This window comes from Corynebacterium sp. HMSC071B10, from assembly GCF_001814825.1.
In the GTDB taxonomy this organism is placed as follows: domain Bacteria; phylum Actinomycetota; class Actinomycetes; order Mycobacteriales; family Mycobacteriaceae; genus Corynebacterium.
Map to the genome: position 1 here is coordinate 156,692 of NZ_KV818006.1, position 14,973 is coordinate 171,664.

Sequence of the window (14,973 nt, forward strand, 5' to 3'; positions counted from 1 at the left end):
CCCGCGTACCCCACACCTGCTACCCCCGTATGTAGGGGAGGCATGCACGCACCCGCTGGAACCACCACGTTTCGCGTTCGGGTGTCGCACGCAGGCCGTGGAGGCGCTCCGGGTCGGGTGTAGTCCTGGTGACGGCGAGGCGGCCGTCGACAAGCGGGCGGGGCTCGGCCACGTCTTCCGCGAACAGGTTTTGCGTGGCCAGGCCGGCCGCGCGCGAGCCGGTGAGCTTCGCCGCGACCAGGCCGGCGTCCATGCCGACCGCCGTATCGAGCGCGCTGGCCACGGTGATGTCCAGGCCCAGCTCGCGCGAGATGCGCACCAACGGGCGCACTCCCCCGAGCGGGGCGACCTTGCACACGGCCACGTCTGCTGCGGCCAGCTCGGCGACTCGGTAGGGGTCGCTGGCGCGGCGGATCGACTCGTCCGCCGCGATCGGGGTGGCCACGCGCCGGCGCACCTCGGCGAGCTCCTCGACGCTGCCGCAGGGTTGCTCCACGTATTCGAGTTCGGCCACGTTCGCGAGCGCGTCGATCGCCGCGCAGGCCTCGTCAACGCTCCAGGCCCGGTTGGCGTCCACGCGCAGGCGGGCGTCGGGGCGCAGGGCATGGACGCGGGAAAGGCGAGCGGTGTCGTCGGCAAGCGACTGCCCGGGCTCCGCCACCTTGATCTTGAAGGTGGACACCCCTTGCGGGTAGCGCGCGAGGACCGCTTTGACCTGATCGACGGGCACGGCGGGGACGGTGCCGTTGACCTCGACGTCGCCTGCGGCTTCGGGCAGGCCTTCGAATGCGGCCTCGATCCCGGCGCGCAGCCAGGCGGCGGACTCTTCTGGCCCGTACTCAAGGAAGGGCGCGAACTCGCCCCAGCCAGCGGGGCCTTGGATCAGCAGCGCCTCGCGGGTGGTGATGCCGCGGAATCGCACGGCCATGGGGAGCGCAACGACGTGCGCGCGCTCCAGGATTTCTTCAGCGGTGGGCAACATGCCCTTGACGTTAGCGCCGCCCCAGCACCAGGGCCACCGGCCCTTGCGATGCCTGGCACGCGCCCTTGGCCGGGCAGCCGCCGCAGCCGCCCGCGCAGGAATCCTGCAGGTACTCGCGCTGCAAGTACCCCAGGGCTTCAAGCTTTTCGACGACCGCGTCCACCGTCTCCCGCCGCAAACCTGCCCGCGCGGCGATGTCGGCGCGGCTGACGGCACCGTCCTCGATGGCGGACACGACTGCGCGCATCGGGCTCGCCATCTAGAGCACCACCTTGAGGATCTGGAAGGCACCGACCGCCAGCACCCAGGCCATGACGAGCTGCAACGCGAAGCCGAAGACGGTCCACTTCAGCCCGATCTCGCGGCGCTGCGCGGCAAGGGTTGCCACGCACGGCGTGTAGGCGAGCAGGAAGAGCATGAACGCCCACACCGCGGCGGTGGCGTGCCCGCCGGAAGCGGCGTCGAAGTCCTCGCGGATGGCGGCAGCCAGCGAGGCGTCGGTGGTCTCGATGGCCGCAGCTGCATCCTCAGTGGTGCTGGTACCCGCGGTCACCGGCTCGCCCAGCCCGTAGGTCTGCGCCCAGCTGGAGATCACGGCCTCCTTGGCCACGAACCCGGTGATCAAGGGGCCGGCGAGCGACCAGGAGTCGAAGCCCGCGGGCGCGAAGACTGGGGCGATGGTCTCGGAGACTGCGCCGTAGACCGACTCCTGGGGCGCGACTTCGCCGAAAGCGGGCGCGTCGTCGGCGGCGAAGTTCGCGGGCGTGGACTGCAGCGCCCACACCGCGACCACGGTGATCACGATGATCTTGCCTGCGGTTTCCAAGAAGCCACGGAGGCGCACCCACATCACGCTCAGCGCCAGGCGAGCGCCCGGTAGCTGGTAGGCGGGCAGGTCGATGACCAACGGCTCGGACCCCATCGTGGCCCACAGCGTGCGCCGCAGCACAATGCCGGTGCACACCACCAGGGCGATAGAGATGAGGTACATGAGGAAGACGACCGAGCCCGCGTGCTCGGGGAAGAAGGTGGCCGCCAGCATGACGTAGACCGTCAGCCTTGCCGAGCAGGACGTAAAGGGCACGAGCAGCGCGGTAAGCAGCCGGTGGCGCTTATCCCCCAGCACGCGCGTCGCGGAAATGGCGGGCACGTTGCACCCAAAGCCCACGATCAGCGGGATGAACGCCTTGCCCGGCAGCCCCATCGCGCGCATCACACGGTCGGCAACCACGGCCGCGCGCGCCATGTAGCCGGAGTCTTCCAGCACCGCGAGACACAAGAACATGAGCGCCATGAGCGGGGCGAAGGTGAGCACCATGCCCACGCCGCCGATCAGCCCGTCGATGACCAGGCCCTGCAGCCAGCCGATGTCGGGCAAAAGGCTCGCAGCGAGGTCTGACACCGGCCCAGTGAAGAAGGCCTCGAGTCCGTCCTGCAGCGGCGCGGCCACCGTGGTGGTGATCTGGAAGACCAGCCACATCGCGGCGAGGAAGATCAGCGGCCCGGCTACCGGGTGCAGCACGAGTTTGTCGATGCGCTCGGTTGCGGTCTCGCGGGGCTCGTCGCCAAGCTTGGCTTCTTTAAGCGCCGCATCCACCCACGCGAAGCGGGCGTCTGCCAGGGCGAACTCATCCGTGTCCGCGGTTGGGCGCAAGGTGTACGCGGGCAGGGCCAGCTGCTTCTCGACGCTCCCCTGCAGCCGCCCCAGTTCCCTTTTCCTCGGATCCACCGCGACCACCGGCACACCGAGCGCCGCCTGCAACGCCTCCGGGTCCACCGGCACGCCGGCGGCGTTGGCCACGTCCATCTTGGTCAGCGCGACGACGATGCGATACTCCACCTCCGCCAGCTGCGCGACCATGTAGAGCCCGCGCGCGATGTTGGAAGCGTCCACAGCCACCACGACCAGGTCGGGGCGCTCGGCCGCTGGGCGGTCCAGCAGCAGCTCGCGGGTGAGCTCTTCGTCGGGGCTTTGCGGGTCGAGCGAGTACGCGCCCGGGAAGTCGATGACGTTGAAGGCCTCGCCCCCGTGCTTCCACACGCCGCGCGAGACTTCGACGGAGGTGCCCGGCCAGTTGCCCGTCTTCACCTTCGCGCCGGTCAGCGCGTTAAAGAGGGTGGACTTGCCCGCGTTCGGCGCGCCGATAAGCGCGACCGTGGGCTGGCCCGTGACCGTGCCGTTGGGGGCTGGCGCGCAGCAGGAGGGCACGGTGTGCAGCTCGCTCATCAGGCTTCGACCTCGATTTGGCGCAGCGCCTCGGTGCCAAGCGCGTAGCGGGTGCTGCCGAGCTTGACCACGCGGCCGCCGCCGGAAGTCTTCTGCGCGATGGTGACCTGTACGCCGGGGCGCAAGCCCAGCTCGCTGAGGCGGCGGGTTGCTTGGGGTGCGGCGTTGACAGCGCAAATGGTGGCGCATTGGCCGACGTGGACGTCGCAAAGCTGGCACAGCGTGGGGGTTGCTGTGATGGTCTGGGATCTCATAGTTCTATTTAACTCCCCCATGGTTTAGGTAAGCAATACCTAACCTACATACGGGGGTAGGTAGGCTCTCCCCCATGAGTTACACCACTGACCAGCCCTTCGACCCCACCCAGTGGCGCAGCGTTGAAGGCTTCGACTTCACCGACATCACCTACCACCGCCACGTCGGCGAATCGCGCGCGGACGGCATCGTGCGCATCGCCTTCGACCGCCCCGAAGTGCGCAACGCGTTTCGCCCCCACACGGTCGACGAGCTCTACCAGGCGCTCGACCACGCGCGGCGCGATCCTTCCGTGGGCGTAATCCTGCTGACCGGCAACGGGCCGAGCGAGAAAGACGGCGGCTGGGCCTTCTGCTCCGGCGGCGACCAGCGCATTCGTGGTCGATCCGGCTACCAGTACGCGGGCGGCGAGACCGCCGAGACCGTCGACACCGCGCGCGTGAAGGCGGAGGGCGGGCGCCTGCACATCCTGGAGGTGCAGCGCCTGATCCGCACGATGCCGAAGGTGGTCATCGCAGTGGTGGGCGGCTGGGCCGCCGGCGGCGGGCACTCGCTGCACGTGGTCTGCGATCTGACGATCGCCTCCCGCGAGGAGGCGCGCTTCAAGCAGACGGATGCCGACGTCGGCTCCTTCGACGCCGGCTACGGCTCCGCGTACCTGGCCAAGATGGTGGGCCAGAAGTTCGCCCGCGAGATCTTCTTCCTCGGCCGCACCTACGGCGCGGAGGAGATGCAGCGCATGGGCGCGGTGAACATCGTCGCAGATCATGGGGCGTTGGAGGACGAGGCCATCCAGGTCGCGCGCGAGATCAACGGCAAGTCCCCCACTGCGCAGCGCATGCTGAAGTTCGCGTTCAACCTTGTCGACGACGGGCTCATGGGCCAGCAGGTCTTCGCCGGTGAAGCCACGCGCCTGGCCTACATGACCGACGAGGCCGTCGAAGGCCGCGACTCGTTCCTGGAAAAGCGCGACCCGCGCTGGGACGAGTTCCCGTTCTACTACTAGGGGTTTAAGGAGTTGTGGTGGGGGCGTATGCCCTCAGCCCTGCGTCATAAGTCCAGATCTCGCAGTCAATCTGCAACCGGTTCTGGTACATATTGGCTTCAACCAGGATCGACAGATCGCCCCCACCGACTCGCTCTTGAGCAAGGTCGTACCAGGTTCTTTGGGAATTGGCACCGTCGAGGAAAGAGCGGAGAAACGACTCTCCCCACTCGAAGTCGTGCAGAACCCATGGAGCTTCACGTTCACAAATACTCTCGAGCATTTTGCCGAATCGCTGAGCAATATCACGCCGACTATCACCGTTTTTGATCTGGGCGATGTGGTTCCCCGTCTCGATGACCGTCGTCACCGGTAGCACGAACTGAACCGAATTATCCTCCTGAAGTGCAACAAAGTCCTGTTGCGCTTTCTCCATGTCCTGGTTCTTGCCCGGTATGCGCAAAAGGTTGCTCAGCACACTGGTATCGATAAAGATCGCACGTCGGGACATCTCAAGCCCCGCTTTTAATACCGAATAGTGTATTCAGATCCGCGAAGCGTGTTTCAGTCGATGAATCATCGATGAGCTTGCCATCCGAAACTGCCTTGCCAAGAGATTGCTTCGACAGCTCTCGGGTGTAGTCAGGCAGATCTTGCAACTGGCTCACGTGACTTTGCCCTGTCTGCTCATCGCGGAAGCAGACGAGCACACTGTCGTTAAATCGGCCCTCGATACCGTCGAGGATCGCTGTACTGTGCGTTGTCACGAGGCACTGCGTCCCTTTCTCTGCCACCGCTGCCTCCAGTAGCGAGATGATTCGCTGCGCCTGCGAGGGGTGTAGGCCATTCTCAATCTCCTCGATAACTAGCTGCACTGCAGGACTGGGTCCGCTTCCGACCGCGACTCCCGGCAAGTTCACATCCAGGTTGTCCGTCGGAGACTTCAATGCTGTCGCAATTGCGAGAAAACGCAATAAGCCGTCACTCATTTCTCTGGCGGGTGTCCGGCCCGAAGCTTTTTCAGCCAAGGCGAGCATCACATCACCCAGATCAGAACTGGAGAAACTCAATCCTTGAATGTTCTTTCCCGCGACGTCGCTCACAAGCTGCTCGATCTCCGCAAAGATCTCGGGCGTACTCTGCTGAACCTGAAGGAGCGTGGCTGAAAGATTCTCGCCGGTGCGCCGCAGCTCATCGTTGCCCTTAGGGACGTAGTTTCGCATCAGAGAAGGAACTGGGTCGAGGTGGTACACAGACTGCAGCACTCCCCGCACAGTCTCTGCCGCTTCAATGACCGATTTCTCGGCTCGGTTGGAGCCAGGCAGGGTTTGCAGAATTTGCACGAGGATCAGCCTGGTATCGCGGAAATGGAAGCTCGGATCTGCCCCTCGCTTGCCGCTGAATACCTCTGCGGTAATGAACGCAGCGGTATTCTCTTGCTTCTTCGTCTGAAACAAGCTTGCACTCGGTGATTTCGAACCGCTTTTCACACTTAAGCCCGGCCCCGTCAGCTTCTCGGATATCAGCCGAAGTTCGGGCTCCACCTGGACCTCGACATCGTAAACGTACTGATCCTTCGTCGCGGGATTCACCACTGTGCAGCCGATAGAGAAGCTCTTTGTCCCATGCGGCGCACACCCCCGGGAACCTCCGCGCACTGGCCCTCGAATAGATCCAGCCCCGTCCAGTGCCTCGACCATGTCTAGGCCTGTTGCAAGTCGGGCGAGCACTTCGAGCCCATCCAAAACGTTCGATTTACCGGAACTGTTCAGACCCGTCAGAAATGTCACAGGCCGGATAGGCACCACAGCACCATGGAACGACTTGAAAGCGCCTAAACGTAGCTCACTGAGATGCGCCGTATCCGCACTCAACGTCCCGCCTCCTTCTCTCAGGCTATTTCCGTTAGAAGCATAGTGGAACAGGCCTCACAAAGAAGTTGGAAAACTAGGCCGCGTATGCGCCTCGGCGCCTTGCCAGCAGACGGTCTGCCACCAACATCGCCACGAAGCTCACCCCGAACAGCGGCAGGAACGCCCCGACGGCGACGGTGAACAAGGCGAGTACTGCCCAGTCAGTGCCGGTCAGGTCTGCCCGGCCGGGCACGCCTGCGAGCGCGCCCTTCGTCGGGCGGCGACGCCACCACAGCATGTAGCCCATAACGATCATGGCGCAGATCCCCACAGCCAGGGCGAAGAGCGCGAGCTGGAGCGGCAGGCCGAACATCATGCCCATGTGCAGGTAGATGCCCCAGGACGTGAGCTTGGAGAACAGCGGGAGCTCAGAAAACGGCAGCTTATCCACCACTTCGCCGGTCGCCCCGTTGACGCTCACCGCGTCGGAGGTAATGCGGCCGGGGATCCAGCGCTCGCTGGCCTGCCATGCCTGCGAGGTGTCCTCCGGGATGAACAGGCGCAGCTGCCCGGTCAGCCCTTCAGCGCGGGCGGCGTCCAGTACGACAGCGGATTGCTCTGCGACCTGCTGGTCAGTCAGCGGATTCCCCGGAGTGCTGCTGACCGTGGTCTCGATTGGCTCCGCGTCGCCGCCGAGCCATTCGACAGTCTTATCCACGTTTTGCCCCGCAAACAGGGACCAGGTGATCCCGGTTGCGGAAAGAGCAAGCATTCCGACGAGCAGCCAGGCGCCCACCACGCCGTGTAGGTTCAGCACGCGGCGGCGCTTGCCTGAGGTGTTGCTCAGTCCAGTGAACACCTTCTTGCCGGCGGTGCGCCACCACAGGTACAGGCCACCAAGCGCGATGACCCATAGCCAGCTGGCCGCCAGCTCCGAATACAGCTCACCGGGAGTGCCCAGGTGGAGGTTCTTGTGCAGCGCGGAGATCCAGTGACGCATTGGCAGCTCACCCACTCCCGAGTAGCTCGGCTCGTCGCCGATCACAGCACCAGTGTGGGGGTTCACGAAGACGCTGCGCAGCTCGTCGTTGTCGGCGATCGATTCGTCGATAAGCAGCACGCGCGTCGACTCAGTTGGGGTGGAAGACGGCCAGACCTGCGCGACTTCCATCTCGGGGTGCGATGCCTGCGCGGCGGCAACCTGGTCGGCAAGGGGCGTGGAAGTTTCTTGCGTCTCGACGGTGAGCACATCACGGTAGAACATGTTCTCCATCGTGGGAGCCAGCGCGTAGAGCCCACCGCTGATGGCAGCGACGAGGATGAACGGGGCGACGAAGAGCCCTGCGTAGAAGTGGATGCGGCGAACGAAGGCGGGGAGCCCGCTCCTCGGTGAGCGATGCGTACTCAAAGCCTCCGCCGGTTTTCGCATCGCCGCTTTTGTTGGTGCTGTCACATTCATACTTTCGGTTGATCGTGAGGGACACCAAGTAGTCGCAGATCACATCCCTCCGGTTCCCTCGGGGGTAAACTTTCGTCGTTTTACCTGTTTACAGCGAGCGCTCCCCTACCCCCGCCGCAGGCGTTCTTTATGAACGCCCCGCCCCCTGCCCCACCAGCACCCGGCGCGCCCCAGCCCACGCCCCGGCTGCAAGCACCGCCCCGCCGACAAGCGCGACCCCCACGCGCACCGGGCTCGTCGCGGTCTCGGCCCAGGCCGGCACGGCGAGCACCCACAGCCAGCTACCCGCCAACACGTCACCGCCGATGGTTACGGAAAGCACGGTCCACGCAAGCGTCGCCGCGAGCGTCCACGCGACACCGAAGCGCGCAGTAATAGCCAGCGCAAGCAGGGCGAGCGCACTGGTAGTAAGCAACGCGATCACGGTTCCGGCCACCCTGAATCCGCCGGTCAGCGCCCCGAACGCCACTACGAGAGCGACCACGCCACACACCCACACCAGCAGCGCGGTGACCACGCGCGGGTGCTCGATGCGCATGAGCTGCCACGCGGGCGCGAGCCTCGGCCACACTAGGGTGGGCAGCAGTCCCACGCCGACCGGCAGGATCAGGTAAATACTCAACGCGCGCCGCACGTCGACGGGGTAGCGCATCGCCGCCAGCATCACCAACGCGGTGAGCAGGAGCAGTACGCTTAACGACGCCACACTCCCCGCCCTTTGCACACCCCGCAGCGCCGCTACGAAACTCACGTGCGGCGGGCGCGTCACCGCAGGCTGCGCCGCCCGCGGTGCAGCCACAGCGTGAGTTGTTTTGCGACGCCTGCGCTGCGTGCGCGGAGGTGTCCACACCGCGCACGCAGCGCCGACGACGGCAGACAGGAAGCACAGCGCAAGCGGTGCCCACGGCGACTGCCCGTCCAGGGCCGAGCCGGGCTCCAAAGGCAGCAGGTTGAACTGCAGGCCCATCAGTGGCAGTTCGAGGCGCAGCGGCCAAGCGGCGGGGTTTGCCCACCACCAGTCGCGATCGCAGAAGTAGCCGAGCTCGACCTGGTAGAGCAGCGCAACGAGCAAGGTGGGCAGTATCCCGATCCGACGCACAAGCGCGGCAGCCACGCCCGCCACACCGCACATGCCGACCCAGACTGCGGCACCGACAGCGAGCACCGCGCCTGCGCTCTCCAATCCGAAGACGGCAGCCACCAGCCAGTTCACCCCGAAGTCCGCGAGGCAGAACCCACCGAGCGCGGCCCACACCATCGCGAGACGAGCCGCCCGCACACAGCGCGGATCCACCGGACGCCAGTCAGTTCCGCCCGAGCGGGCTGAGCGTTCGCGGGCCTCCACCACACCGGCAAACAGTGCCGCAACCGGTGCGGCGAGGGCTGTGACCAAGAGCCCCTGCCAGTTCATCAGGTCGCGGGCCGTCTCCACCTGGCCGACGAGCGAGAAGGCCGCGAAGACGCAGCCGAGGACAAGGCCCGCCGCGGCGAGCCACCACAGGGTCGAGCCGCGCGAGCGGATCCATTCAGCGTGCAGGTAGTTCACTGTGCTCCCCCGCTTCCGTCGGCGGTGAGCCGGAAGAAGGACTCCTCCAGGTTCGGGCCCAGCTCGGCAAGCTCACCGGCGAAGCGGACTCCGCCGCCGGCGATGACGGTGGCGTCGTCGGCCATGTGCCGCACTTCGCCGAGCTGGTGGGAGCTGACCAGCACGGTGCGGCCCGCGGTGGCGTATTCGCGCAGGTAGGAGCGCAGGTGGGCAATGCCTTCTGGGTCGAGGCCGTTCTGGGGTTCGTCGAGAATGAGCACCTCGGGCTCGCCGAGCAAAGCCTGCGCGAGCGCCAGTCGGCCCTTCATGCCGGTGGAGAACGCGCCCGCCTTCTTCTTGCCCGCGTCCTGCAGCCCGACGAGCGCGAGGGCGCGGTCCGCCTCCGACTCCGGCAGGCCAAGCAGCGTGGTGTGCACGCGCAGGTTGTTGCGGGCGCTGAGGTGGCTGTAAAAGGCGGGGTCGTTGATGGAGGCGCCCACGTGGCGCAGGTTGGCCCGGTCAAAGGGGCGCCCCATGAGCGTCACCTCGCCGGCGTCGGGCGCGAGGAGCCCGAGTAGGACCTTCATGAGCGTCGACTTGCCTGCCCCGTTGGGACCGAGCAGGGCGTGGACGCGGCCGGGGGTGGTGTGCAGGGAGACGTCGGTAAGCACGCGGTGGCTGTCGTAGGAAACGGACACGCCCGCGCAGGCCAGCTGTGATGAAGTCATGCCCCCGATTCTCGCGGCCCGACGCCCGCGCCACATCGCCCCGCGGGCGGAACTTAGCTCCTCCCGTGGGAGGAGATGCCGGCGCGTTGCGCGATGAGCACCAGCGCGATCCGGTCACGCGCGTCCAGTTTGGAAAGCAGGCTGGACACGTGCGTTTTCACGGTGGTCTCGGCGATGTACAGCTGCTGCGCGATCTCGGCGTTAGTCGCCCCGTGGCCGATCTCGGCGAGGACTTCGATCTCGCGGGCGGTCAGCCCGTCGAGCTGCGCCCGGGCCGGCGGCTCGCCTGCCCCTTCGCGCGCCCACTGCATCACACGCCCCGTCACGCCGCTGGCCAGCACGGACTCGCCGCGCGCGACGGTGCGCACCGCGTCCGCGAGCACCTCGGGGTCCGCGTCTTTGAGCAGGAAGCCGTGGACGCCGGCGGCGATGGCGGACTGGATCAGGGCGTCGTCGTCAAACGTGGTCAGCATCATCACGCGCGTGCCCAAGGGCAGGATTTCAGAGGCCGCCGCGATCCCGTCGAGCACCGGCATGCGAATATCCATCACCGCCACGTCGATGCGGTGCGCCCGCGCCTGCTCTACCGCCTGCGCCCCATCCTTGGCTGTGGCAACCACCTCCATATCCGGCTGCGTGGAGAGGATGGTGGACAGGGCGGAGAGGAGGAGCGGTTGATCGTCGGCAAGCAAGATGCGAATCATCGGCCCAGCTCCGCGCGCACAATAAAGGTGTTTCCGTGCTGCATGGTCTCAAGCGTGCCACCTGCGCTTGCCGCGCGCTCGCGGCACCCCTCTAAGCCCGTGCCGGTGCCGGGGCGAGGGCGGATCGGCCCGGTCGAGGTGATGGTCACGGTGCACCGCTGCCCCGCATCGACTCGCACGCGCACCTCCGGGTCCTGTTGGTGGCGCGCGGCATTGGTCACGGCTTCGGCGACGATGCGGTAAGCAGCCACGCTGCTCACGGCAGGGACCTGCGGCAGGGTGCCCTCAAGCGACACGCCCACCCCCGCCTCCCGGAAGCGGCGAATAAGCTCCGGCAGCTCATCCACGCCAGCGGTCGGCGAGAGCACCACGCCGTCGTCACGCAGGCCCCGGACAAGCTGCCGCATGTCCGCAAGCGCAGCACCCGCCTCCTCACTGATCTGCGTCAGCGTTTCGCGCTCGTTGCCCGCCGCGAGCCCCGCGTTGGCCTGCACTTTGATCAGGGTGAGCGTGTGCCCCAGAAGGTCGTGCACATCGCCGGCGATAGCCAGCCGCTCAGCTTCGCGCGCCTTCTGCAGCCGCTCCCGCCTGGCCCGATCCTCCTGCGCCAGATTCGCCGCCACCAAATACGCCACCGCGCACACCGCCCAATGCGCCGCGAGCGTGAGCCCCCAGTCGATCCCGCGCCGGTAGAACAGGACGAGGCTCTCGTCCCACGTCCACATAAACGGCGAGGCAAAGGACCACGCCATCGCCGCGGCAAGCACACCGTAAGCGAAGCGCCCGCCCGCAAACCTCCGCGCGACGAACACTGCGACCGGCACGGCGAGCACCCACACCGTGTAGCCCAGGTTGATCGGCGCGAGCATCCACACCGCCGACCAGGTCGCGTTCAGGGTAATCATGCTTGCCGACGCCCACCTCACCCGCGCCCGCAACGCTCCGAACGCCGCGACGAAACCCCAGGACAACAAAGCTTGCGCCCACCCGAACACGTCGCTCGGGTCCGCACACGCGCCGGCGGTGTATACGAGCGCCAGCACTGCGGCAGGTGCGGCGAGCACTGCGTCGACCGTACGCCACCGCACCGCTCACAGCCCCCGGACGAACTCGGCGAAGCCCGGCGCGGTGAACTCCAGGTAACCGTAGCTAGAGGTATCGATGAGCCCCTTGTCCAGCAGGGAGCGTCGCGCCATACTCAGATCGTTGGAGTCCCGCCCCATTGCCTCGGCGATCGCGCTGCGCTTGACGGGGCCGTCTCCGACAGCCTCACCAGTGGCAGCCATGGCGCGCAACATCCGCGCTTCCGCGGGTGTGGCCTTCTTCCAGCGGGCGCGGAAGAAGGTCTGGCGCATCTGGTTGAAACCCTCGCCCGCCGCTTCCACCTGCGGCACTTCCAGCACGGTGCCGGGGCCGGGGAAGCCGGCGGCGCGCCATGCCTCATCACCGATCACCTGCATGAAGTAGGGGTAGCCGCCCGCGAACCCGAGTGCCGCCTCGAGTGCGTCGGCGGACCAGCGGACCCCCTTCGCCGCGGCGAGGCTATCCAGCGCGTTACTCGCCTGCGCGCGGGTGAGGTTGTGCAGGTGCTGGTAGCCGAAGCGCTCGGCGAAGCTTACTGCGTCTGTCACCACGTCCTGGGTGTGGCTCAGGCCTGCGGTGTAGGCGGCCATGGGCAGGTCGCGCTGCTCGGACTGCATGTGTTGCCAGGCGTAGGCGAGCGCTTTGATGCCGTCGGCGTCCGCGCTCTGGATCTCGTCGATAAACAGCACGAGGCCGCGGGAGCGTTGTCGCGCCGCTTCACCTGCGGCGGCAAGCAGTTTCTGCAGCCGGCGGCCTTGGCTGCCCGTCTCCGGGCTCGTGCGCGGGGCCGCCCCGCTCACGGAGACGCCGGCAACCTCGACTTTTGCGGATTTGATGAGGGTACGCAGGGCGTCGACAAGCGAGCCCTGCCAGGTGCTGGAGATCTCTTCGAGCGCTTCCACGAGCGCTCCAAGCAGCGGCCCGTCGCCCGCGGTGACCCAGAGCGTGTCGAAGCCCTTGGCCGCGGCGTCGGCTTGCGCGGCGCGCAGCAGGCTCGTTTTGCCCACGCCGCGCGGGCCGGCGAAGACTTGGATGCGGCCGACCAAGCGCGGCTCGACGATGATGAAGGCGAGGTCGCGGCGGATGTCTTCAAGGATCTGCTCGCGGCCGAAGACTTCGGGCGCGATTTCGCCTGGGGTGTACGGGCTGGGCTGCATGCCACCTTTATACCTCTTTATGACTCGCCGAGTCATAAAGATCCATAAGCACTGCTAGGCTATTTCCGTGACCAAGCGCCTTGAGATCCTGCCCGTCGACCCCGCGAACCCGCTGGCCATCATGCCCGCGCTCGAGGAAGCGCTGACCGGCCAGCGCGCGCTTTTGCCCGTGCCCGCCGACGACCCGGCGCGTGCGGACCTGCTGCGCAACACGCAGGGCATAGGCCAGCCTATCGACGATGACGTAGCCCTCGTCGTCGCCACCTCCGGGTCCACGGGCCGCCCGAAGGGCGCGATGCTTTCGCCTACGAACCTCATTTCCAGCGCGGACGCGACCCACCAGGCACTCGGCGGCCAGGGTCAGTGGCTGCTTTCCATGCCCGCCGCCTACATCGCGGGCATCCAGGTGCTGGTGCGCAGCATGGTCGCCGGCGTCGAGCCCGCCTACCTGGATCTTTCCCACGGCTTCAGCATCAACCAGTTCGCCGAGCGCGCCGAGGAGCTCGCGGCGACCGGCGAGCGCTGCTACACCGCGCTGTCGCCCCACCAGCTGGCCAAGGCCACTTCGAGCCTGCAGGGCATCGATGCTTTACGACGCTTCACCGCCGTCCTCGTCGGCGGCGCCGCCACCAACCCCCGCCTCCTCGACTCCGCGCGCAAGCTGCGTATCAACGTGGTGACCACCTACGGCTCCTCGGAGACTGCGGGCGGCTGCGTCTACGACGGCGTGCCCATCGCTGGCGCGCGCGTACGCGTTGACGGCGGCCGCATTATCCTTGGCGGCCCGATGGTGGCCAAGGGCTACCGCGGCCGCGTGGAGCCGAACCCCTTTACCACTGACGCCGACGGCCGGCAGTGGTTCACCACCTCGGACGCCGGCCGCATCGATGGCGGCACCCTTACCGTTGAGGGCCGCCTGGACAACGTGATTTCCTCCGGTGGCTTCAAGCTGCAACCGGAGGTGCTCGAGCACTTCCTGCTCGCCCAGCCCGGCGTGACCGGTGCCTGCGTCGTCGGCGTGCCCGATGAGCGCTTCGGCCAGCGTATCTGCGCCGCTTACACCGGCTCCGCGTCAGTCGCCGAACTCATGGATGCCTTCGAGGACCTGCCACGCTGGCAGGTGCCAAAAGAGCTGCGCCCCATCCCCGCACTCCCCCAGCTCGGCCCGGGCAAGGTGGATCGCGCCGCGGTGGCGGAGCTGTTCGGCGGGAACTAGTCTCCGACGTTTACGCTCTCGCAACACGGGGTCCTGCACACTTTGGGTTGTACATACCCATCCCTCACACAAGGAGGACACCATGAAACGTCTCACCGCTTGCGTCGCCGCATCCGCGATCGCGCTTTCCGCGTTCGCCGCACCCGCCCACGCCGCAACCGTCGCCCAGAAGGACAAGGACGGCACCTGTGCGGTCAGCCTCACTGCCGGCGAGAAGCAGTTCATCTCCACGCTTTTCGACGAGTCCAAGGCCATCGGCGAGCACGAGCAAGCCCGCGATCTCGTCGCCGCAGTTGAGTCCGTCTATCCCGGCGTCATCGCAGAAAACGAGAAGGCGCTCAAGGGCGAGGAGGCAGACCTGACCAAGGTGCTTCCCGCCCAGCTCGCTGAGAAGTACGCAAGCGCGCAGAAAACGCTCAAGGAAACCGAACCGACGACGGAGCGCACACTGGAGGACATCAACACGGACTCCTGGCACGTCGGCCCCGAGACGAAGCCTGTCGAACTGCCCTTCGCCGTAGCGAAGAGCGATGCCAAGCTGTACGACGCTTGGTCCGCCACGCCTGCCGGGAAAGTCGCTGTGAAGCAGATGCAGCTTAGCGACGCCGACGTCGCCGCTGCCGCAGCCTGCGCCAAGGGCACCCAGGCAAATGTGGAATACCCCACCGCGAAGCCGGATCTGAACGTTCCAGCCATCATCGGTGGGGTCGTCGCAGCGCTGTTGGCGCTGCTCGGGCTGCTTGCCCTGCCACAGCTCGGCCTGAAGCTGCCGAAGCTGCCGATGCTGGGCAAGTAAGTA

At 66.6% G+C, this 14,973-nt stretch carries 15 protein-coding genes; 3 read left to right on the forward strand and 12 right to left on the reverse strand.

Annotated elements, in window-relative coordinates:
* Positions 1 to 19 precede the first annotated feature (19 nt).
* The 4 genes from HMPREF2990_RS06610 to HMPREF2990_RS06625 are packed head-to-tail and all read right to left on the reverse strand — an operon-like array spanning position 20 to position 3,463.
* Positions 20 to 982, reverse strand: a complete 963-nt coding sequence (locus HMPREF2990_RS06610) for an o-succinylbenzoate synthase (RefSeq protein WP_070763374.1) — start codon at positions 980 to 982, stop codon at positions 20 to 22.
* Between the two features lie 10 nt (positions 983 to 992).
* A complete protein-coding gene (locus tag HMPREF2990_RS06615) occupies positions 993 to 1,241 on the reverse strand; it encodes a FeoC-like transcriptional regulator (RefSeq protein WP_070763376.1) in 249 nt (82 codons plus the stop codon).
* On the reverse strand, positions 1,242 to 3,209 hold the full coding sequence (gene feoB / locus HMPREF2990_RS06620; protein WP_070763378.1) for a ferrous iron transport protein B: 1,968 nt from the start codon (positions 3,207 to 3,209) through the stop codon (positions 1,242 to 1,244).
* Positions 3,209 to 3,463, reverse strand: coding sequence for a FeoA family protein (locus HMPREF2990_RS06625; RefSeq protein ID WP_083317042.1), 255 nt, complete (start codon positions 3,461 to 3,463; stop codon positions 3,209 to 3,211). Before HMPREF2990_RS06625 ends, feoB begins: the two co-directional genes overlap by 1 nt.
* 74 nt (positions 3,464 to 3,537) lie before the next feature.
* Between HMPREF2990_RS06625 and HMPREF2990_RS06630 the strand changes: the two genes are divergently transcribed.
* Positions 3,538 to 4,470 carry a 1,4-dihydroxy-2-naphthoyl-CoA synthase gene (locus HMPREF2990_RS06630; RefSeq protein ID WP_070763380.1) on the forward strand — a complete coding sequence of 311 codons (933 nt, stop codon included), beginning with the start codon at positions 3,538 to 3,540 and terminating at the stop codon, positions 4,468 to 4,470.
* A gap of 4 nt (positions 4,471 to 4,474) precedes the next feature.
* Here HMPREF2990_RS06630 and HMPREF2990_RS06635 read toward each other — a convergent pair whose 3' ends face one another.
* The 8 genes from HMPREF2990_RS06635 to HMPREF2990_RS06670 all read right to left on the reverse strand — a co-directional run bounded on the left by HMPREF2990_RS06635 (position 4,475) and on the right by HMPREF2990_RS06670 (position 12,958).
* Positions 4,475 to 4,927, reverse strand: coding sequence for a hypothetical protein (locus HMPREF2990_RS06635; RefSeq protein WP_141757822.1), 453 nt, complete (start codon positions 4,925 to 4,927; stop codon positions 4,475 to 4,477).
* A gap of 34 nt (positions 4,928 to 4,961) precedes the next feature.
* Positions 4,962 to 6,323 (reverse strand): AAA family ATPase, encoded by a 1,362-nt coding sequence (locus HMPREF2990_RS06640; RefSeq protein ID WP_070763381.1) that lies wholly within the window; start codon positions 6,321 to 6,323, stop codon positions 4,962 to 4,964.
* A 73-nt stretch (positions 6,324 to 6,396) separates the two neighbouring features.
* A complete protein-coding gene (locus tag HMPREF2990_RS06645; RefSeq protein ID WP_246817471.1) occupies positions 6,397 to 7,755 on the reverse strand; it encodes a PepSY-associated TM helix domain-containing protein in 1,359 nt (452 codons plus the stop codon).
* 133 nt (positions 7,756 to 7,888) lie between these two features.
* Complete coding sequence (locus tag HMPREF2990_RS12945) at positions 7,889 to 9,307, reverse strand: ABC-2 family transporter permease (protein WP_070763384.1); 1,419 nt, start codon at positions 9,305 to 9,307, stop codon at positions 7,889 to 7,891.
* Positions 9,304 to 10,014: an ATP-binding cassette domain-containing protein gene (locus HMPREF2990_RS06655; protein ID WP_070763388.1), complete on the reverse strand. Its 711-nt coding sequence runs from the start codon at positions 10,012 to 10,014 to the stop codon at positions 9,304 to 9,306. Before HMPREF2990_RS06655 ends, HMPREF2990_RS12945 begins: the two co-directional genes overlap by 4 nt.
* 53 nt (positions 10,015 to 10,067) lie before the next feature.
* On the reverse strand, positions 10,068 to 10,718 hold the full coding sequence (locus HMPREF2990_RS06660) for a response regulator transcription factor (RefSeq protein WP_070763390.1): 651 nt from the start codon (positions 10,716 to 10,718) through the stop codon (positions 10,068 to 10,070).
* Entirely contained in the window at positions 10,715 to 11,623 is a 909-nt protein-coding gene (locus HMPREF2990_RS06665) for a sensor histidine kinase (protein WP_070763394.1), read from the reverse strand. The genes HMPREF2990_RS06660 and HMPREF2990_RS06665 overlap by 4 nt, the downstream gene beginning before the upstream one ends.
* A gap of 186 nt (positions 11,624 to 11,809) precedes the next feature.
* Complete coding sequence (locus HMPREF2990_RS06670; RefSeq protein WP_070763396.1) at positions 11,810 to 12,958, reverse strand: ATP-binding protein; 1,149 nt, start codon at positions 12,956 to 12,958, stop codon at positions 11,810 to 11,812.
* A gap of 67 nt (positions 12,959 to 13,025) precedes the next feature.
* Between HMPREF2990_RS06670 and menE the strand changes: the two genes are divergently transcribed.
* Both menE and HMPREF2990_RS06680 read left to right on the forward strand, forming a co-directional pair.
* Positions 13,026 to 14,174: an o-succinylbenzoate--CoA ligase gene (gene menE, locus HMPREF2990_RS06675; protein ID WP_083317046.1), complete on the forward strand. Its 1,149-nt coding sequence runs from the start codon at positions 13,026 to 13,028 to the stop codon at positions 14,172 to 14,174.
* A gap of 82 nt (positions 14,175 to 14,256) precedes the next feature.
* Positions 14,257 to 14,970, forward strand: a complete 714-nt coding sequence (locus HMPREF2990_RS06680) for a hypothetical protein (protein WP_070763397.1) — start codon at positions 14,257 to 14,259, stop codon at positions 14,968 to 14,970.
* Positions 14,971 to 14,973 lie beyond the last annotated feature (3 nt).